The sequence below is a fragment of the Sneathiella sp. genome (assembly GCF_041689005.1).
Lineage (GTDB): Bacteria > Pseudomonadota > Alphaproteobacteria > Sneathiellales > Sneathiellaceae > Sneathiella.
On sequence record NZ_JBDNHC010000005.1, the window covers coordinates 1 to 19555 of the forward strand.

The following is a 19555-nucleotide window of genomic DNA, read 5'->3' on the forward strand; positions in this document are numbered from 1 at the left end:
GGAACCTGTCAGTCTCGTTGTAATATTTACGTCAGTCAAATGGCTCACAATACACCTCATCGGAAGAGTAATCTAAATGGATGGTTTCCAATGATCAACCCAAGTTATTAAAAATTCCTTTTTTGGAAAGGTTAATAAAGTATTAATCGTCTCTTTATTTCATGTTTTTCATGTTCCGGTTAAAATATTTAAACCGGTATTTTGGCCTGAGCCGATCTTGAGCAAGACTGTCGGCGCGGTTCCGGCTTGCATTTTCCTTCTCGTTAAAATTCTTAATAAATTCTTAACTATATTTTAGAAATACTTCATAAGTAATTGTAATAATTAGATATTTTATTATCTAAAAAATATCGCGCTTTCCCCTGTTTGGGGTATGCAGTCGGGTGATTTATTCGCTAGGTTCAGGGTAGAGAGAAATGATCGTCGCGAAACTCCCTTGAAACGAGGGTGCGGCAGGAACGGAATTGTCGCAGCATGGACAATGACACAATGACAGATGAGATGGGGACAGACGCGGCAGGACGGTACATTCTTTTCGGCGATAGCCCGATCGAAGAGGAGCCGTTTGCACGTATCGCTGACGAAACCGGCCGCGAGACGCCGGCATCCGCACTGGAAACTGTCACAGAACATACCCATATGCTCGGCGCCGCCGGGGAGGAATTCGTCTATGTCTCCGCTGGCGTCGAGCAGATGGTTGGTGTGACTTACGCCAATGATATGTTCAACGATGCCAATTTTGACCTGACCCTCATCCTGCTGCAGGCGGAGGCTCTCCCGCATTCTTCCATTCCGGTCGGCGGAAACCTTGTCAGTTTTGGCGAGATGTATGACGACCAGATCGATCTTGACCATCTTTTCGATGCCATGGAGCTGGCGAAGTCGTCTCTGCCGGATCCGGTCGCCCATATGATGCCTGACCCGCTCGTGGAGGCCGACACGACCCCCGCCTTTACCGGGGCCGATGACGGCGCGGGGATGGAAACCGCCCATCTTACCCCCTCTGTCGATCTCGGTTTGACCATTGACCGGCTGTTCGAGCATATCGTGGGCGGCGATCAAAGCTGATCTCTGTGTTCCGTATCGCACATCCCGCAGACCTTTCTGTATAATATCCCGCTACCAGACGTGCGCGCAGGCCTTTAGGTGACAGATTGCTTGCCACTATTTTGGCGCCGGGATAGGCTTCGCCTTTGTTTTAGTCGATATAAGCGGGCATCGGCTGACGATGTCAGGAGGATATATCATGCGCCGGGAGAAAATTACATTCGAGGGATCCGCCGGACAACTCGCGGCGCGGCTTGATTTACCCGTTGGCGAGCCGAAAACCTACGCGCTTTTTGCCCATTGCTTTACCTGTTCGAAGGATGTTTTTGCCGCCTCACGGGTCGCGGCGGCGCTTGCCGGGCTCGGGGTTGCGACGCTCCGGTTTGATTTTACTGGCCTCGGCCAGAGCGACGGCGAGTTTGCCAACAGCAATTTCTCCTCCAATATTGTGGATATTGTCCATGCGGCGACCCTCCTGAAGGATAAGTACCGCGCGCCGAGCCTTCTTATTGGTCATAGCCTGGGCGGGGCGGCGGTTCTGGCGGCAGCCTCGGAAATCGCGGAGGCGAAAGCCGTTGTGACCATCGGTGCGCCGTTCGATCCGGCCCATGCGGGCCAGCATTTCCGGAAGTCACATCAGGAAATTCGCGATAAAGGCGAGGCTGTCGTTGAGATCAGCGGCCGACCGTTCAAGGTAAACCGCCAGTTTCTCGACGATATTGATGACCAGAAACAGGGCGACCGGCTCGCCCATCTTCGTAAGGCCCTGCTGATATTCCATTCGCCCATTGATGAAATCGTCGGCATCAATAACGCCAGCAATATTTTCGTAGCGGCGAAGCACCCAAAGAGTTTCATCTCCCTCGACGGCGCTGATCATCTGTTGACCAATCACGCCGACGCCAGCTATGTCGCCGAGGTCATCGGCAGCTGGAGCAAGCGTTACATTCCTGAGTTACAGGATATGCCGGAAATTGAGCCTGCCTCAAAGCTGAAGGCGGACGCGGAGACGACAGTCGTCACCGGTGCCGGTCCGAAGACATTCGTACAAAAAATAGACGCAAGCGGCCATCCGCTGCTCGCCGATGAGCCGTTTTCAGTGGGCGGCACCAATGTCGGGCCGACGCCCTATGATTTGCTTGCCGCCGGTCTCGGGGCCTGTACCTCGATGACGATCCAAATGTATGCGGATCGCAAGAAATGGCCGCTGGATCGCGTCGCCGTCCGCCTCAATCATCATAAGGTCCATGCGGAAGATTGCGAGGACTGCGACAAGGCCCTTCACAAAATCGATCAGATCGACCGGGAAATCGAACTGACCGGCGACCTGTCGGAGGAGCAACGGGCGCGACTGCTGGAAATCGCCGATCGCTGCCCGGTCCACCAGACACTGGAGAAAAAGGTGCAGATCAAGTCCGTTCTGACCTGAAACAGACACACTGGAAATAAAAAAATACCGGTAAATATATCTGTTTTATGATTTAGACAAATTGTCGCCATGATTGTAATGTTTAATGAGAGTTGGGAAAATTTTTCGTAAAATGGCCCCAAATTACAACATTTTTTTCGTGTCCGAAAAAATCGTCTCCCCTTCCTTTCAGAAATTAACGAAATATTAAGAGTTGTAATCAATATTATCCACGGGACCATTTTATCCATCGTTTCAGTATAGATTTCTCGATGTTAGGACTATTTTCGTGGTTGATCATTTTCATAAGAATTTCGGCGTTATTTTCGCCTTTCTCGCGGCATTGTTCGCTCTGCTGTTTTTCTGGACTTACCAGGTCTATTCCCTCAATGCGCCCTCGCAATGGATTGAGCTGGACAAACGCTTTGACGATACTGGCGCAAATACGGAGCGATTGCTCAGTCTATCCGGATTTCACGGTCTCAAGCATAATTTTAGCGATTATCTCATCACCGGCAAGCCCGCCAGCAAGGAACGGTTTTTCGATTATTTTGACGAGGCCCGGGATGTTCTGGACAAGCTTCACGCCCATTTCGGGGCGGCAGCGGATGCGCAGGTAAATACGATTGACGAGACTCTTCGCGGCTACTTCGTCAGCATCAACCGCATCGACCAGCTGCGCGGCGAGGGAAAATCGATCCGCGAGATTGACAACACCATCCATATTGATGATGCGGCGGCCTTTGCGGCCTATCAGGATATCATTGATATGTATGACGCCGAACAGAACAACATACGGACCGCCGTCCTCGCTGCCATGGAAAAGGACCAGAGCAATCTGAATTCTCTCTATACGACGCTGTTCGCCATTGGGCTGCTACTCGCCATCGTTGTCGTCATGGGACTACGGTTTGAATATCTGAAACGCAAGGCGGTTGCGCGCCAGTCGGAAATAAAATCCGTCCTCGAAAGCTTTCTCGACTATGCCACGGTACCGTTCCTGATTGCCGGGGCGGATGGGATTGTTCGTCATTGCAACCAGGCCGCCGCCAGACTGTTGCAAACGCAACCCAAAAACCTTGTTGGTGCCTCTCTGACCCAGATTCTTGAGTTCGACAGCCCGATGACGGTCGCCGATATCTATCGGCAGGCGGGGACGGACCGGCGGATTTCGGCGACGCTTAATCTGCAGTCCGGCATGGCCATACCGGTGCAGGCCGATTTTTCCACCAACAAGGATGACACCATGCAGATTGTCGCGCTGTTTGACCGTCGCTCTGAAATCGGCGCCCGCCAGCGCATTTTGCTGGAGGCTGAACAAAAGCTGGCCAATGTCACCATCGACGGCAGCCTGTCTGTCCGTCGCGATATCCAGAAATTCATCGACCTCATCCATTCCTTTGCCGCCGAGGTGAAGGACAACGGGACTGACTATGCCGAACGCGCAGAGGCGATTGCCCGGACAATGAAGACGCATGTTGCGGATTATCTTGCCCTGTCCGCCCCGCCCGCCGACAGCCTTGCCTCCCTCAATGCGCCGGTGACCCGGAAGCTGCAGAAAACCGTCGCCGAAACGCTTGGTCATTTTGATACCGCGATCAGCGAAAAGAATCTTACCTTTACCTGGGTCAACCGGGTACCGCTGCCGCGTGAGATTGATTTTCCGGCGCAGCTTCAGCGCATCATCAGTAATCTTTTGAGCAACGCCATCAATTACACGAACAATGGCGGTGCAATCAAGGTCAGTACGACGCTGGAAACGGGCGACCTACTGGTCAAGGTCGAGGATACCGGCATCGGGATCGCCGAGGAGGATATCGAGCGGATTTTTGAGCGCGGCTTCCGCCATGCGAAGGCGGCAGGCATGAGCGGCGGGCTGGGTATCGGGCTTTATACGGTCCGTGAAACTGTCAACAAGCTCGGCGGTGAAATTACGTGCACGTCCTATGCCGGGATCGGTTCGGATTTCGTCGTCCGCATTCCGCTGGCGCAGGTGCAGCCGGGCATGTCGACAGCCCGGAGCGCCTGATCAGATCCGTTAAAGTGAGATAATTTCCTGCTCGGCGAGAATCTGCGCGGTCAGGCCGCTGGCCCAGTCGCATTGTTCCTGAAAATTCTCGCGCGCGAGCTTTTCATTGGCCGACAGAATAAGTTCCTTGAGACTGTTATGATGGCGGAGAAACCGCTTCTTGTCGGAGATCGGTATATGCCGGAGCGCCACCAGATGCGCCCGTTGGACAATGTCACGATAGGACAGGCCGGTCTCGGTCAGGCGATGGTTGCCGTTCAGAATAAATAAACTGCGATGGAAGGTCTCCTCGGCGAGCGCCCAGGCGTCATGATCGTCGCCCTTCAACGCATTCTCCATGGAGGAGAGGGCATAGAGAAACGGCATGATATCGGTCCGGGTCAGCCGCCGCCGGCAGATATTGCCAACCGCCTCGACCTCAAGCCCGGCGATGACCTGGTAATATTCAATGAGATCAGTGACCGACAACGGTAGAATGTGAATGCCGCGCTTGGGGACGATCTCGACGACCTTCTCGGTTTGCAGGCGTAACATGGCCTCGCGCACCGGGGTCCGGCTCATCGCGAGCTGTTGCTCGATTTCAGGAATATTGATGAAACTGTTGAGCGGAATATGCCCGGCATTGATCTCGGCCTTGATCGCGGAATAAGCCTTGTCCGTAAGGGACAGCTTCTTCGGCGTGAGGGAAGCGCGGGGCTTATATTGTAATGCGGATGTCATGGCCAGAATTTTGCCAGCCGATGATTTAGATTTGGTTAATAACTGAAAATTTATCACATGCCATAAGGGGTTGCGGGTCGGGCCAAAATATATAACCAGCTCCCCTTACGCCCGCCATTTCAGGAAGTATTTCTCCGCCTTACCGATGAGCCAGGCGATCACCAGCCCCAGAACCGAAAGGATCGCGACCCCCGCGATTAGCTGGTCCGTTGCCATCAGGCTGCCCGCCAGCAGGATATAGGCGCCGATCCCGTATTCGGCAGCGATCATTTCGGCCGCTACCAGCAGGATAATGGCAATGGCCGCGGAGATGCGGGCGCCGGACAGGATCGCTGGCAGCGCCCCCGGCAGGATGATCTTGCGGATGATGGAGGCGCGGCTAAGCCCGAAGGATTGCCCCATGCGGATCAGGCCACGGTCAATATTATCAATGCCGCCATAGGTCGCGATCACCGTCGGAAAAAAGGTGCCGAACATGATGGTCGCGACTTTCGATCCTTCGCCGATGCCGAACCAGATGATGAATAGCGGTAAGAGCGCGATCTTCGGGATCGGGAAGATTGCCGAGACAAGTGGTGACAGGCTTGAGCGGGCCAGTGAAAACAGCCCGATCAGCACGCCAACGATGACCCCGAGCGCGGTGCCCGAGGCCCAGCCGAGGACGAGCCGCTGCAGCGAGGCGGAGAGATGCTTCCACAGCAGGCCCGAATGGACAAGGTTCATGAAGGCATCGAATGCCTCTGACGGGGCGGGCAGTACCAGCGCACTGATAAAGCCAACGCGAGAGCCGAATTCCCAGAAGGCAATCAGGCCGATGAAGACAAGCGGCCCGATGAACCGCTTCGGTTTGGGCCGGAAGCCGCCGCCGCGAAACGGGACGGGGCGCGCATCCTCGGGAAGGGGGGGCGGTTTGTCAGACGCCGGTTTATCAGACATCGACAAGCTCCCGGTCGGCGGCGAGGGCTTCATCGCGCATCAACTGCCACAACTGCGCCTGAATGGCTTCCAATTCCGGATTGTCAGCGCGGCGGGCGCTGAGCGGCATGTCTATCTCAACAATCTCGCGGATCTCGCCGGGGCGCCGCGACAGCACCACGATCTTATGGCCAAGTCGCACCGCCTCGGCGAGATTATGGGTGACATAGGCGGCGGTATAGTTTTCCTTCTCCCACAGATCAATGAGGTCATCCATGAGCAATTCGCGGGTCTGGCTGTCGAGCGCTGACAGCGGCTCATCCATCAGTAAAACGGCGGGGCGAACGCTGAGGGCGCGAGCAATGGCGACGCGCTGCTTCATGCCGCCGGAGAGCTGGCGCGGGTAGGCGGCGCGAAAGTCGGAGAGCTTGGTCCGGGCGAGGACATCCTCAATGATGGCCGCTGTCTCCGCGGCGCCGAGCCGGTGATCCTCCAGCGCGAGGCTGACATTCCCCTCCACCGTCCGCCACGGCAGCAGGGCGAAATCCTGAAAGATATAGGTGAGGGGGTTGAGGCAGTCGGCGGGCGGCTCGCCCAGTTGCAGCACCTCGCCGGCGTCTGGGCGCTCAAGCCCGCCGATAATTCGCAGCAGGGTCGATTTCCCGCACCCGGACGGGCCAATAATGCAGACGATCTGGCCCTGCGTTATCTCAAGATTGATGTCACGGAGGACCTCGACATCGTCATAGCTATGCCGGATATGGCGAAGACTGAGGTCCATGTCCGCGCTTAATAGGTGTCGACATAGTCGGTGTTCACCAAGGTCTCGATAGTGATGTCGCCGGAAACCAGTCCCTCGGCCTTGAACCAGTCGAGCTGGTCCTTGACGTTGGTCAGGTTAAGCTTCCCGTCTTTATTGACCCGCATTGCGCCATTGCGGATGGAGGCGGCGGCCTTGTCGAGCGGCTTATCGGCATAGACATAAATATGGATCAGTTTGACCATGTCGTCTGCCGCCTGCTCGCCCGCGGTCTTGTCGACAAGGGCGGCATTGAAATCATCGGCGCCCATGGCAAAGGCCTTGAGAAAGCGTTTCGTAAGATCGGGCTTGGTCTCGGCATTTTCCGTCGAGGTGAAAATCGTCGTTACCTGATAGTCCGGGATGTAATCGGCAATCATGCCGATCTGCACCACTTCCGGGCTTTTCAGCAGCGCCTTGGCGATATGCGGCACGATCGCCCAGCTATCAATCTGGCCGGATTTGAGCGCGCCGATAACGGCCCCGACTTTCTGCAGCGGGACAAGTTTGATGTCGCCACTGTCAAAGCCTTCCTTCTCGGCGATTTTATGCGCCATGTAATGAAAGGAGGAACCCGCCTGGGTTATGCCGAAGCTATGGCCTTTCAGCTTGTCCGGCGAGGTCAGGCCGGCATCATAGGCAGCCTTGGAGGCAAGAATGATCTGCCCCTCAATCCCGGGTTCTTCCTGCAGGGCGCCGCCAATAACCTTGATCGCGCCTTTGTCGGCAAGATTGATCAGGGCGCCGGAAATGGCGGTGACGCCGAAATCCACATCTCCGGAGGCAATGGCCACGGCCATCGGCTGGGCCGCCTGAAAGAACTTGAACTCGACATCGAGGCCCTGATCCTTGAAATAGCCGCGCTCGAAGGCAACAAAACTCGGCGCATGGGAGGTGAAGCGCAGCGCGCCGACCGTGATCTTGTCTGCGGCGGCGGCCGTTGTCAGCGCCGCACCGGCCGTGGCGAGGGCAATCAGGCTGCCCAGAACTGCCGCCTTGAATGTCCGTCTTGTCATCGAAATCATCAGGCAATCCTCCCGGGAAAAGTTTCATTTCATAAATTTGTTAGCGGGTTATCTACAGTCATTGCTGTTGTCATTTTGTACGTGGATCAATCACTGGATGTCAAATGAATAACAGGCCGCTCTACCGCCCACCGATCCAGCTTCGCGTAACCTGTTTGTTATGATCCAAGAGGACAAGATCGGCGGCATAGCCCGCCTCTATTTGGCCAAAGCTGTCCTCAAGGCCAAGGAAGCTCGCCGGGACACTTGAGGCCATAGACCAGGCATCCTCTGCTGTCTGTTCAAGCTCTGAAATGGCGTATCGTGCCGCCGCCGCCATATCGAGGCAGGAGCCGGCGAGAACGCCGTCTGCGGTCTCGCAGCGCCCGTTGGCGACGGTAATCTTCTCGCCGTTGAGGGCGAACCGGGTGAGGTGGGTGCCAACTGTCGGCATGGCATCGGTGACCAGCATCATATGGCCGGGGCCGCGTGCCGCGATTGCCGCCCGTAAAGTCGCCGGATGAACATGATGGCCGTCCGCGATGATGCCGCAGAAACTTTCCGTATCGCTGAGGGCTGCACCGATCAGTCCGGGCGCCCGGCTCAGCATCGGCGCCATCGCGTTGAACAGATGGGTGAAGCCGGAGAGGCCAGCATCGAGGGCGGCGCGGGTCTGCTCATAGGTCGCGTTGCTATGCCCGGCTGCAACCCGGACCCCGGCATCGGCGAGTGTCTTTATCAGCGCGAGCGGCACCATTTCCGGCGCGAGCGTGACCACAACTGCGCCAAGATCACCGGCGGTGACAAGCTCGATAAAGGCCTCATCAACGGCTCGGATCTGCTGCGCGTCATGAACGCCCTTGCGCTCAACATTAAGATACGGTCCCTCGAAATGAAGCCCAAGAATACCGGGTGTGCCCGCGGTGATCGCGGCACGGATCAGCTCGGCCTTTTCCACCATCACGGACCAGCTGTCGCTGATCACCGTCGGCAACAGGCCGGTGGTGCCAAAGCGGCGATGGGTCGCGGCGAGGGTGGTAAGATCCTCAAGACTGGTGCAGTCATTGAACAGCACACCGCCGCCACCATTAACCTGAACATCAATAAAGCCGGGCACCAGTATGCCGCCGCCGAGATCCTCACGGGTTGTGCCCACCGGAATGTCATCCGCACCGACGATATCCGTAATCCGGCCATCGCTTATCAGTACCGCGTGACGGTCGCGCCAGCCCGATCCGGTCCAGATCCGGCAGTTAGTGAGGGCGTGACTCATGTTGTGCTGCCTTTCGAACGGTTGATGAGGCCGCCGCCGTCGCGAATGAGGCGCTGTGCTCCCTCAAAAACATCGCCTTCGGGTTCGACGAGTTGGGCGAGCAGACCGGGATCAAGCCACGGCCGTAAGACTTTCGCAAGCCCGCCAGCATGGCAGACCTGAGGGACACCCCGATCAATCAGGGCGGAAATCAGTTGGTCGACCTCGCCACCGATCTGGCGGACAAGGTCGAGCGCGACCGGATCACCGCCCTCGGCATGGGTAAAGGCAAGGCCGGAGAAACGGCCATAATCGGCGGGCCGCGCTTGCTGGGCCCAGTATGAAATCTCTCCCGGCGTATCGCCAATCTCGGCGGTGACCGCGTCACAAAAAGGCGAGGCGGGCTGAATGCCGTCCATCGCCTGCAAGGCGCGGCGGAGTGACAATTGCCCGAGCCGGGCGCCGCTGCCCTGATCGGAGATATGAAAGCCCCAGCCGCCGATATAGAATTTCTCACCTTTGTGGGTGGCGAAGGCGCAGGAGCCGGTGCCGGTGATGAGCAGCCCACCATCGCCTCCGGAAAAGGCCCCAAGCTGGGCGACAAAGGCATCGGTTTCCGCGGTCATCGAGGCAAAGGGATGCGGCATGTCAATGAATTCCGTGCGCAAAGTCTCCTCGACCAGCCCGGCGAGGGCAATCCCGGCGTGAATGCTGGAAAGCGGGATGGTCAAATCGGGCAGCGTGTCAATCGCCTCCCGCGTTGCGCGGAAGGTTTCGCTGAGCACGGTGTCAAGCCCGAGAAAGGCATTGGCCGGCCCGGCGCGCCCGATGGCCAGCAGATCACCAGACGCGTCATACAGCTGGGCGCGGCAATTGCTGCCACCGCAATCGACGGAAAGATAAAATTTCTGTTTCGCTGTCTCTGTCATCCGTTCCCGAAGGTCCCTTTCTGGCCGTTCGACATGAGTATAGGGGCGGGGCTTCATACTGCAATGGGATTTAGCTCAAGAAATTACGGCGCCGAGGCGTCACAGGGGCGAGGGAGTATTAGTATCAGCCGCGACCGGCACGAAGGCTGGCGCCTACCAGACCCCGAAAAATATTCCCCGGTCCTTGTAATTATCCGTCCGCTTGTCAATCTCATGATCGGCGATGGTGATGCGGTTGCGCCGGAGGCGAAGCCACTCATTCAGCGTTGTCGCCAGATTCTTGCGGATTTCGTCATGCAGTTTGCTCGTGCCAAGATCAATCAGCTCATTGGGGTCCTTCGACAGGTCAAAAAGCTGGGGGCGGAAATTGTCGTAGGAGATATATTTCCAGCGCTCGGTGCGGACCATATAGGCCCGCGCCTCGTCCGCTTTCAGCCCGAGGGCGAGGCGGGCGCCGCGAAAGGCATAGTCAACCTCGCTATACACCTCGTCGCGCCATTCGGTCCCGTTGTCCCCCTCCAGCAGGGGCAGGAAGGACTTGCCTTCCAGCACATGGGGTTTTGCCGTGCCGCCCAATGCCTCGACAAAGCTCGGGATCAGGTCAATCGCCTCAATCAGCGCGTCAAGATGGCTGCCGCGTGTTGCATCGCAGGCGCTGTCCGGGTTGGCGACAATCAGCGGGATTTTCACGCTCTCCTCATGGAACAGCTCTTTCTCGCCGAGCCAGTGATCGCCGAGATAGTCGCCATGGTCACTGGTCAGCACGATCAGGGTATCGTCAAGCCGACCCTGTTTCTTCAGAAAGGCCATCAACCGCCCGATATTATCGTCAATCTCGGAGATCAGCCCCATATAGGCGGGAATGACATGGCGGCGCTTGTCCTCATCGGATAAATTACGGCTTTCCTCATGCGCCATGAAGGCGGCGATGACCGGGTGCGGATCGTTCTTCTCGCGCTCGCCGAGATTGGCGGCAATCACATCCTCGGGCCCATACATGTCGTGATAGGGGGCGGGGGCAATATAGGGCCAATGCGGCTTGATATAACTCAAATGCAGGCACCAGGGCGTATCGCCGAGGTCGCCGATTTTCGTCATCGCCTGCGTGGTCATATAAGCGGTTTCCGAATGCCGCGCCTCGACCCGGGCGGGGAGATGGGCATTGCGCAGGCGCCAGCCGCTGGCAATCTCGCCGTTTTTGTCCAGCCCAGAATTAGCATAGTCATGCCAGGGGTTATCGCCCTCATATCCCTGCTCGCGTAAGTAAACATTATAGGCAAGGTTCGGATCATTGCCGCCCTCCGGATGCAGGCCGTCGTCGCGCTCCCACGGCTCGAACCCGCATTGGCTGGCGAGGATGCCGTCATCGCTTGCCGGGTCAATGCCGAGCCGTTTCATGCCGGCACGGTCCGCCGCCATATGGGTCTTGCCGATGAGGCCCGTCGTCACCCCGAGCTCGCGTAAATGATCACCAAGTGTCGGTATGCCGATATTCAGCGGGACGCCGTTATAGGTGGAGCCATGGGACTGCATATAACGCCCGGTATAGAAGCACATGCGCGACGGGCCGCAGACCGGAGCCTGGCAAAAGGTATTCGTAAACAGCACACCCCGTTTCGCAAGGGCGTCGATATGGGGAGTCTTTATGGTCGGGTGCCCGCTACAGCCAAGATAGTCGGCCCTCAATTGGTCACACATGATAAACAAAATATTCCGAACCTGGCCCATATCAATCCCCGACAATTATGTATGTAATGATCCCCGGGGCAGCGCCTTGGAAACCCTAGATAAGCGGCGCATCCAGCCGGTCCGTGTAGAAAGCGAGGTACCCTTTTATTTTCTGCATTTCCAGAAACGGGTCTTCATAGGACCAGGCAATGTTCTTCTCGTCGCCAAAGGTCCAGTAGGTGGCGTCCCCCTTGAACGGACAAAAACTTTCCTTGTCAGTCCGGGTCGCGAGGTCAAGGCGGACATCTCCCGGCGGAAAATAGACTACCGGTACATGGTTTGATTCCCGGACGATGAGCACGTTTTTACTGCTGGCGATGACCTTGCCCTGAAGCATCGCCGTTATTTCCGCAGTTGGCGTGTCGATATCGATTTTATAATCGGGATATTTGGCAAAGCCCGGGGCGTTCTCGGTTGCATGATTGGCCTCCATTGATCACTCCTTTCAGAATGTTGCAGCTCTCTTTATCAGTATGGCGCGGAGGGGTGCCGGAATTCAAGGGGCATTTTCACGAACCGCCCGCTCCAGCGGACCGGTGAGTGACGAGGGAACATGAAAGCTCAGCGGCTCGCTTGTGACCGGATGGGGAAAGGCGAGGGTTTCGGCGTGCAGCTGTAACCTCGGCGCCATCTTGCGCACCTCGGGACTACCGTAGAGCCGGTCGCCCAGCACTGGATGGCCGATAGCCGCGCAATGAACCCGGAGCTGGTGGGTTCTGCCGGTTACCGGGGACAGGATGAGGGCGGTTGACCCCGCCCGGCGCGCCGTGACCCGCCAGCGGGTGAGGGAGGGTTTCCCGGACACCGGATCGACCTTCTGCCGCGGCCGGTTTGGCCAGTCGGCGCTGAGGGGCAAGGCAATCTCGCCACTCGTCCCGGCGACTTCCCCCGTGACCCAGGCCGCATAATGCTTCTCGACGGCACGATCGGCGAACAGCTTGTTCAGGCTGCGATGAACCTCGGGCCCGATGGCCAGCACCATGACGCCGGAGGTATCCATATCGAGGCGGTGGACCGTCCGCGCCAACGGGAATTTCTCCTGGCAGCGGCTCTCCATGCAGTCGGCGAGATGATCCCCGCGCCCCGGCACCGAGAGCAACCCGCTCGGCTTGTTCACGACCAGTATCTGGCCATCTTCATAAAGGATATCGAAACGCGGGTCGGTCGGCGGCTTGCTGTCGTTCATTATTACGTCTTTGGTCTTTTCATCGGGTCTTCTCGGCGCTGCTAGTCTGCCAGTATATCACGACTGATGATTTCTTTCATTATTTCCGTTGTTCCCCCGGCGATGCGGGCCATGCGGTTGTCGGCCCAGGCGCGGCAGATCGGGTATTCCCACATATAACCATAGCCGCCGAACAGCTGCAGGCAGTCGTCCAGCACCTTGCACATAAGTTCCGTCGATTGCATCTTGGCCATCGCGGCGGTGACCGCATCCAGCTCGCCCTTCAGGTGGCGGCGAATGCAGTCATCGACGAAGCTGCGCAGCATTACGGCGGTCGACTTGATCTCCGCCAGCTTAAAGCGGGTATTCTGAAAATCGGCGAGGGTGCTGCCGAAGGCTTTTCGCTCCTTGGTATACTGGATCGTCCAGTCAAGGGCCGCCTCGATGATGGCGGCGGAGCGCACGGCGATCACCAGCCGCTCCTGCGGCAACTGCTGCATCAACTGCTTGAAGCCGCGCCCCTCGACGCCGAGCAGGTTGCTTTTCGGCACCCGGACATCGGAGAAGAAAAGCTCCGAGGTGTCCTGCGCCTTGTAGCCCGCTTTTTCAAGGTTGCGCCCGCGCGTGAACCCCTCACGGTCGCCCTCGACGAGGACGAGGCTGACGCCCCGGCCACCGGCAGCGGGGTCCGTCTTGCAGGCAAGCACCACGAGATCGGCGAGTTGGCCGTTGCTGATGAAGACCTTCTGGCCGTTGATCACATAGTCATCGCCGTCGGCAATGGCGGTCGTGCGGATATTCTGCAAATCCGATCCGGCGCCGGGCTCACTCATGGCGACGGCGGAGATAACCTCGCCGCTGACCAGGCCGGGCAACCATTTCCTCTTCTGTTCCTCGGTGCCATAGGCGGTGATATAGGGCGCGACGATTTCCGAATGCAGGTGAAAGGCGGGTCCGGTGGCGCCGACGCGGGCAAGCTCTTCGGTGAAGATGGCGCCGAACAGGAAATCCCCACCGGCGCCGCCATATTCCTCCGCGACCGAGCAGCATAGGAAACCGCCGGCGCCCGCCTCACGCCAGACGTCACGGCTGACCTGCCCGGCTTTTTCCCACTCGGCATGAAAGGGAACAACCCGTTCCGCCACGAAACGGCGGGCGGAGGCCCGGAAAAGATCATGCTCTTCACCAAAAAAATCGCGCTGCATCCTGTTCCCATCTTTTTATTGTTCTTGTCGGATTGTCCGATCATCATAAATGGGGCGGCGGCGGATGTAAATTGAAACAGGACCATAGGCGATATTCTTTGCCGGAGACTCCCTGACCTGCATACTCACTGTGATTATTACAACTATTTATGGTTAATTATTATTTAAAAACAACGGATTGACAATTATATAAAATTATCAATAAATCTAATATACATCATATCATAATTTTCGAATTGAAATTGAAAGGCGGGGAAAGTGAAAAAATTATTGGGAGCGAGTGTCTTATTTTTTTTAATGGCCTCGGGCGTCGCCAACGCATCGCTCTATCGCGTCGATTTTAGCGGAACCGCTGAAAATGACGGGGGCACCTATGACGGCTATTTCACCTATGATACGGCCGGACTGGATTTAAATGGCAAGAATGAAATCGATCACGTGGCATTCGGCGAGAATGACGTGCCCGGCGCCGGCTTTGGAACGGAATTGCTATTTAATTATGACTTCACAAATGGATCGGGAAGTTTCGATGAAACTGTCGCCGGTGTCGGCGAACTTACATTTTCCTCGGGAAATTTGGTCTCTTATGTTATCGGCGGGTACGTAAACGGCATCTTCCGCGTCAACTTCGCCGATTTCGACGATTTTTTCGTCTGCTCTGAATGCCAGTACAGCTCATTTTTTACGCCTGACCTCGCCGACATTAAAATTTACCCTTCAACGCAAAGCGTCCACGAAATCTCGGCAGTGCCACTGCCCGCCGGGGTCTGGGTATTCGGGGCAGGGCTGCTCGGTCTTGCCGGTCTGAAGAAACGCAAAGCTGCGAAGGCAGCTAGGGCGGAGGGGCTCATGGCTGCATAAAACTCTCCAACATCACACTCAACGAAAAGCCCGGCTGTTGCCGGGTTTTTTTATGCGCCGGCGATAGCTTGGAATAGATGATGTTCTTTATTTAAAAATGACGATATATTCCTGAGATTTATATTTATGATTAATATTTATTAATAATAATGATTTGCTTGTTAAGTAAAATTAGCCTAAAGATTTATTAAATAAATAAATAATATAGAAAAACAGATGCCATATTTTCTGTATTTATTTTAAAATAGGGAGTTAAAATGAAAAATATACTGGGCATTGCCGCATTAACCCTCATTTTATCGACGAGCGTCGCCGATGCCGCGATGTATCGCGTTGATTTTGGCGGCTCGATTGATGACGGAACCTATAACGGGTATTTCACCTATGATCCCGCCGGGCTGAACATGGCCAGTGACAATTATAATGACCCCGATGGTCTAGAGGCAGATTTTGAATTGAACTACGCCACGACAGCGGCGTCGGGAAGCTTCGATGAAATAACCGCCGGTGTTGGGCGTTTATCTTTCACCTCGGGCATTTTGACTGGCTGGGAAATCGGGGGCAATGAAAGTGGAATAAGTGCAATCAGTAGTGGCGGAGAAAATCCGTTGGATTTTTTGTTAGCAAGCGATCATGAGAACACTTTTAATTTCGGAAGCGGATATGTTTATACTGCTGCAACGTCAGCCTGGAGCGTCGAGGAGGTTCAAATCTCGGCAGTGCCACTGCCCGCCGGGGTCTGGGTATTCGGGGCAGGGCTGCTCGGTCTCGCCGGGCTGAAGAAACGCAAAGCTGCGAAGGCAGCCAGGGCGGAGGGGCTCATAGCTGCATAGAACTCTCCAACATCACACTCAACGAAAAGCCCGGCTGTTGCCGGGTTTTTTTATGCCGTACGCCGTCAGCGGGTGAAATGGGGCAGGGCGGAGGCCCGGAAAAGAGTATGTTCTTCATTAAAAAAATCGCGATGCATCCTGTTCCCATCTTTTTATTGTTCTTGTCGGATTGTCCGATCATCATAAATGGGGCGGCGGCGGATGTAAATTGAAACAGGACTGTAGGCGGCATTCTCTGCCGGACACTCGCTTTGATGCATAATATTGCGAATTCCTTCTTAATTTAGAAATAAATAATTGACTCTTTTTTTAAAATTATTTTAAAGTTATTATTAGAAAAATATCAAATAAGGAAAACGGTATATTCAGTTTGCCTTTGTTTTAGAGGAGGAGTTCAAATGAAAAAATACTGGGCATCTCCGCTTTTACCCTCATTTGTTTACGAGCGTCGCCAACGCCGCGATGTATCGCGGTGATTTTTCCGGCACGATTAATGATGGAATCTATGACGGCTATTTTACCTATGAAACCGCCTGGCTGGATATGAACGGAAGTAATATTAATTCCACCGATGGGTTCGAATTGGATCTTCTGGTCAACTACTCATATTCGGGGGTTTCCGAAAGCTTTGATGAAACAACCGCCAGCCTATATGAGTTAATATTTTCCTCTGGCGCTTTGACCTATTGGGGTGTTGAAGGAAATATTCTCGGTTCTCGGTCCGGACGGAATTACGGTGGGAGACGATCCGGATTTTTTAATTGATATATAGATCTCACTTTAACAATACTGATTTGAAATATTACTATATTTACGGGAGATATGGACGATGCAAAAGGTAGCTGCTGTTGCGATTGTGCTTTCCGGGTTAGCGGCGGGTCCGGCATCCGCTGCATGCCTGTATCAGGGTGGGTATTACGAGCAGGGAACAACTAAGTGCTTTGACGGGTGGTTGCAGGAATGCACGGTCGCCGACTATTGGCTTGCGATTGGTCAGTGCCATGCTCCAGACGTCAAGGAAACGCTTGTGAAGTATCAGAAGCCCGATGCTCAGACGCTGATGGCAGTGGTTCTCGCCGGTAGTACGCGCCAGTTGGCCCATTCGGTACCGGCGGACCGTTGAATAGGCGATCATGATCGTGCCAAATGGTGCCAAATACGGTCCTTATTGGTGGCTCGAAAACCTCGAGTCAAAACCGTTCGCCTGAGAGCGGGTTGACTCAGAAACCTACGTTTTCGCCATGCCGCTCACTTTACGGCGGGTGATGCTTATAGCTGATCACTTACCCATCATGGCATGCGCGATTGGCTTTCGCAGCTCGATCGGCAACGTCAAAGCCTGGCGCCAGGAACCATCTGATGACCTATATTGAGGAAGATCAATTGAAAGGTTGGCGCGTGGCAGATTTACGTCCGATGTCTCCGTTTTACGGTAATTAGGACAAGGGTCCGGAGAGTTTTCTCTAAGGAAAATTATGAAATACTCTTCTTTCTGAATATATATAACGATTAATTAAAGTATATTTTTGGATATTTTATACAAATACAAATTAAGTATATATTTTTTAATTATAAGTAAAATAACTTAAAGATAAATACTTAGATGTTGATTTACTCACTATTTACTTTTTATATTTTTTATCAATACGATTAAATATTTTCTGTGACATATGTCCGCAGATATTTTTTTTGGATACTGCATTGACTATGACATGGGAATTTCATTATGCTTGACATCAAGTTTTTTGAAATTTGCTTGAAATATTGGATGTATTTGCGATCCAAAGGAAAGTTTTGGTCGTAAAATGAACAAAATGACGAAGATAAAAATGTGAGACTAATTGAGTAAACAGGTTTATCTTATATGCGAATTAACGAATTATCGGTGACTTGAAACGCCAAATTAAATAGACTAGGGAGTGACGAGAATGTCAGTGAAGAAGATGGATCATGAAGACGAGAATCGTATTCATCCGTTGATCAAGGATGTAACGGAACAGTATCGCGACGGAAGAATGGACCGGCGCGAGTTTTTAAGAACATCAACCCTTCTGGGACTATCCGCCGCCGCCGCCTATTCAATTGTCGGCATGGCAGACCCAACGATTGAGGCCCAGGCGGCCGAGCCGAAAAAGGGCGGTATCCTGAAATGCTCCATGTCAGTACAGGAAATGTCCGAACCGGCAACCTATGACTGGACTGAGAAATCCAACATTGCCCGCCAGATCTGCGAATATATGACAATCACCGGCCCGGACAATGTGACCCGGCCGTATCTTGCTAAAAGCTGGTCGGTCTCGGATGATCTCAAAACCTGGACGTTCAAGCTTCAGGAAGGCGTGAAATGGCATAACGGTGACGACTTTAACGCCGATGACGTGATTTTCAACTTCACCCGCTGGCTTGACCCCAAGACCGGATCGTCAAATGTCGGTCTCTTTTCCGCCATGACGACAACGACAGGCGAGGGGGACAAGGCGAAAAAATCAATGACCCCCGGCGCGATCGAGAAGGTCGATGATCACACCATCCGCATCAACCTGAGCGTACCTGTCCTGTCGATCCCCGAAAATCTGTACAACTACCCGACATTGATTGTCCATCGTGGCTTTAAGGGTGATCTTTCCAAGGACCCGATCGGGACCGGCCCGTTCACGCTGAAAGAGTTTGCCGTTGCTGAAAAAGCCATTCTCACTCGTGTTGACCAGCCTTACTGGGGCGGCGAAGTTTATCTTGATGGCATCGAGTATTATGATCATGGCGCGGCCTCTGCGGCGCAGCTTGCCGCCGTTGCTTCCAATCAGGTGGACATGAACTACGAATTTGACGTGGCCTCCCTCGGCATGGCGAGTTCTATCCCGAACACGGTCGTGTATCAGGCACGGACAGCCCAGACCGGTGTGTTGCGCATGAATGTGACGCAGAAGCCGTTCGACAACAAGAAACTGCGCCAGGCCCTGCAGCTTTGCTGTAATGCAGAGAAATATAACGAGCTGGTGTATCAGGGCAAAGGCGATGTTGGCGAGCATCATCATGTCTCACCGATCCATCCGGAATATTTTGCCCTTCCCCGTGTCGAGCAAAATATTGAGAAAGCCAAGCTGCTTCTTGCTGAAGCGGGTTATCCGGACGGGATTGAACTGACCATCGATGTCGGCAATACCAACGGCCCGTGGCAACAGCAGGTCTGCGAAATTTTCAAGGAGCAGTTGGCGCCCGCAGGAATCAATCTAAATCTGAACCTGATGCCGGCGTCAAAATACTGGGAAATCTGGGCAACGACGCCCTTCGGCATCACGGCCTGGACCCATCGTCCGCTCGGCACCATGGTCCTCAGCCTTGCCTACCGCGCTGGCAATGCCTGGAATGAAACGGGATATAACAACCCGGAATTCGAGAAAGCCCTCGATAAGGCGGAATCCCTGATCGATGCGGAAAAACGTAAAGCTGCGATGAAGGATGTTGAAAAGATCCTCCAGGATGATGCCATTATCGTCCAGCCCCTGTGGCAGCCGAAGTTTTTCCTGGCCAACGCGAAGATCAAGAACCTGAAAGCTCATCCGACCCAGTATCACCAGTTTTATAAAGTCTGGATCGACAGTTAAAATCAGAGACGTTAAGATAAGGGCGATATTTTCGCCCTTATCTTTTTTTAGGATA

General features: G+C 54.5%; 18 protein-coding genes. 8 read left to right on the top strand and 10 right to left on the bottom strand.

All coding sequences use genetic code 11. The annotated features are described in order from the left end of the window. Window positions 1-474 precede the first annotated feature (474 nt). From ACESNI_RS00580 to ACESNI_RS00590, 3 genes are all read left to right on the top strand, one after another. The gene (locus ACESNI_RS00580) at window positions 475-1068 is read left to right on the top strand and encodes a hypothetical protein (protein WP_373083911.1); all 594 of its coding nucleotides are present in this window, start codon (window positions 475-477) and stop codon (window positions 1066-1068) included. A 178-nt stretch (window positions 1069-1246) separates the two neighbouring features. After that, window positions 1247-2476 carry an alpha/beta fold hydrolase gene (locus ACESNI_RS00585; RefSeq protein ID WP_373083913.1) on the top strand — a complete coding sequence of 410 codons (1230 nt, stop codon included), beginning with the start codon at window positions 1247-1249 and terminating at the stop codon, window positions 2474-2476. A gap of 268 nt (window positions 2477-2744) precedes the next feature. Further along, window positions 2745-4484 carry an ATP-binding protein gene (locus ACESNI_RS00590; protein WP_373083915.1) on the top strand — a complete coding sequence of 580 codons (1740 nt, stop codon included), beginning with the start codon at window positions 2745-2747 and terminating at the stop codon, window positions 4482-4484. Between the two features lie 9 nt (window positions 4485-4493). On the opposite strand, the gene ACESNI_RS00595 is transcribed toward ACESNI_RS00590, so the two are convergent. The 10 genes from ACESNI_RS00595 to ACESNI_RS00640 form a co-directional block, all read right to left on the bottom strand. Further along, the gene (locus ACESNI_RS00595) at window positions 4494-5204 is read right to left on the bottom strand and encodes a GntR family transcriptional regulator (protein WP_373083917.1); all 711 of its coding nucleotides are present in this window, start codon (window positions 5202-5204) and stop codon (window positions 4494-4496) included. Window positions 5205-5309: 105 nt separating this feature from the next. Then, entirely contained in the window at window positions 5310-6140 is an 831-nt protein-coding gene (locus ACESNI_RS00600; RefSeq protein WP_373083919.1) for an ABC transporter permease, read from the bottom strand. Continuing rightward, window positions 6133-6900: an ABC transporter ATP-binding protein gene (locus ACESNI_RS00605; protein ID WP_373083921.1), complete on the bottom strand. Its 768-nt coding sequence runs from the start codon at window positions 6898-6900 to the stop codon at window positions 6133-6135. Before ACESNI_RS00605 ends, ACESNI_RS00600 begins: the two co-directional genes overlap by 8 nt. An 8-nt stretch (window positions 6901-6908) precedes the next feature. Beyond that, window positions 6909-7943 carry an ABC transporter substrate-binding protein gene (locus ACESNI_RS00610; RefSeq protein ID WP_373083923.1) on the bottom strand — a complete coding sequence of 345 codons (1035 nt, stop codon included), beginning with the start codon at window positions 7941-7943 and terminating at the stop codon, window positions 6909-6911. A 121-nt stretch (window positions 7944-8064) separates the two neighbouring features. After that, entirely contained in the window at window positions 8065-9195 is a 1131-nt protein-coding gene (gene nagA / locus ACESNI_RS00615; RefSeq protein WP_373083925.1) for an N-acetylglucosamine-6-phosphate deacetylase, read from the bottom strand. Continuing rightward, the gene (locus tag ACESNI_RS00620; protein WP_373083927.1) at window positions 9192-10103 is read right to left on the bottom strand and encodes a BadF/BadG/BcrA/BcrD ATPase family protein; all 912 of its coding nucleotides are present in this window, start codon (window positions 10101-10103) and stop codon (window positions 9192-9194) included. The genes nagA and ACESNI_RS00620 overlap by 4 nt, the downstream gene beginning before the upstream one ends. A gap of 153 nt (window positions 10104-10256) precedes the next feature. Then, entirely contained in the window at window positions 10257-11831 is a 1575-nt protein-coding gene (locus ACESNI_RS00625) for a sulfatase-like hydrolase/transferase (RefSeq protein WP_373083929.1), read from the bottom strand. 55 nt (window positions 11832-11886) lie between these two features. Next, a complete protein-coding gene (locus ACESNI_RS00630; RefSeq protein ID WP_373083931.1) occupies window positions 11887-12264 on the bottom strand; it encodes a DUF427 domain-containing protein in 378 nt (125 codons plus the stop codon). Between the two features lie 63 nt (window positions 12265-12327). Further along, window positions 12328-13017, bottom strand: a complete 690-nt coding sequence (locus tag ACESNI_RS00635) for an RluA family pseudouridine synthase (RefSeq protein WP_373083934.1) — start codon at window positions 13015-13017, stop codon at window positions 12328-12330. Between the two features lie 41 nt (window positions 13018-13058). Next, window positions 13059-14201 carry an acyl-CoA dehydrogenase family protein gene (locus ACESNI_RS00640; protein ID WP_373083937.1) on the bottom strand — a complete coding sequence of 381 codons (1143 nt, stop codon included), beginning with the start codon at window positions 14199-14201 and terminating at the stop codon, window positions 13059-13061. Window positions 14202-14459: 258 nt separating this feature from the next. Here ACESNI_RS00640 and ACESNI_RS00645 point away from each other — a divergent pair, with 258 nt between their 5' ends. From ACESNI_RS00645 to ACESNI_RS00665, 5 genes are all read left to right on the top strand, one after another. Further along, window positions 14460-15062: a hypothetical protein gene (locus tag ACESNI_RS00645; protein ID WP_373083939.1), complete on the top strand. Its 603-nt coding sequence runs from the start codon at window positions 14460-14462 to the stop codon at window positions 15060-15062. A 257-nt stretch (window positions 15063-15319) separates the two neighbouring features. After that, window positions 15320-15895 carry a hypothetical protein gene (locus tag ACESNI_RS00650; RefSeq protein ID WP_373083941.1) on the top strand — a complete coding sequence of 192 codons (576 nt, stop codon included), beginning with the start codon at window positions 15320-15322 and terminating at the stop codon, window positions 15893-15895. Between the two features lie 435 nt (window positions 15896-16330). Further along, a complete protein-coding gene (locus tag ACESNI_RS00655; protein WP_373083943.1) occupies window positions 16331-16660 on the top strand; it encodes a hypothetical protein in 330 nt (109 codons plus the stop codon). 91 nt (window positions 16661-16751) lie between these two features. Further along, window positions 16752-17018: a hypothetical protein gene (locus ACESNI_RS00660; RefSeq protein ID WP_373083945.1), complete on the top strand. Its 267-nt coding sequence runs from the start codon at window positions 16752-16754 to the stop codon at window positions 17016-17018. Between the two features lie 805 nt (window positions 17019-17823). Then, the gene (locus ACESNI_RS00665) at window positions 17824-19500 is read left to right on the top strand and encodes an ABC transporter substrate-binding protein (protein WP_373083947.1); all 1677 of its coding nucleotides are present in this window, start codon (window positions 17824-17826) and stop codon (window positions 19498-19500) included. The last annotated feature ends 55 nt before the right edge of the window (window positions 19501-19555 follow it).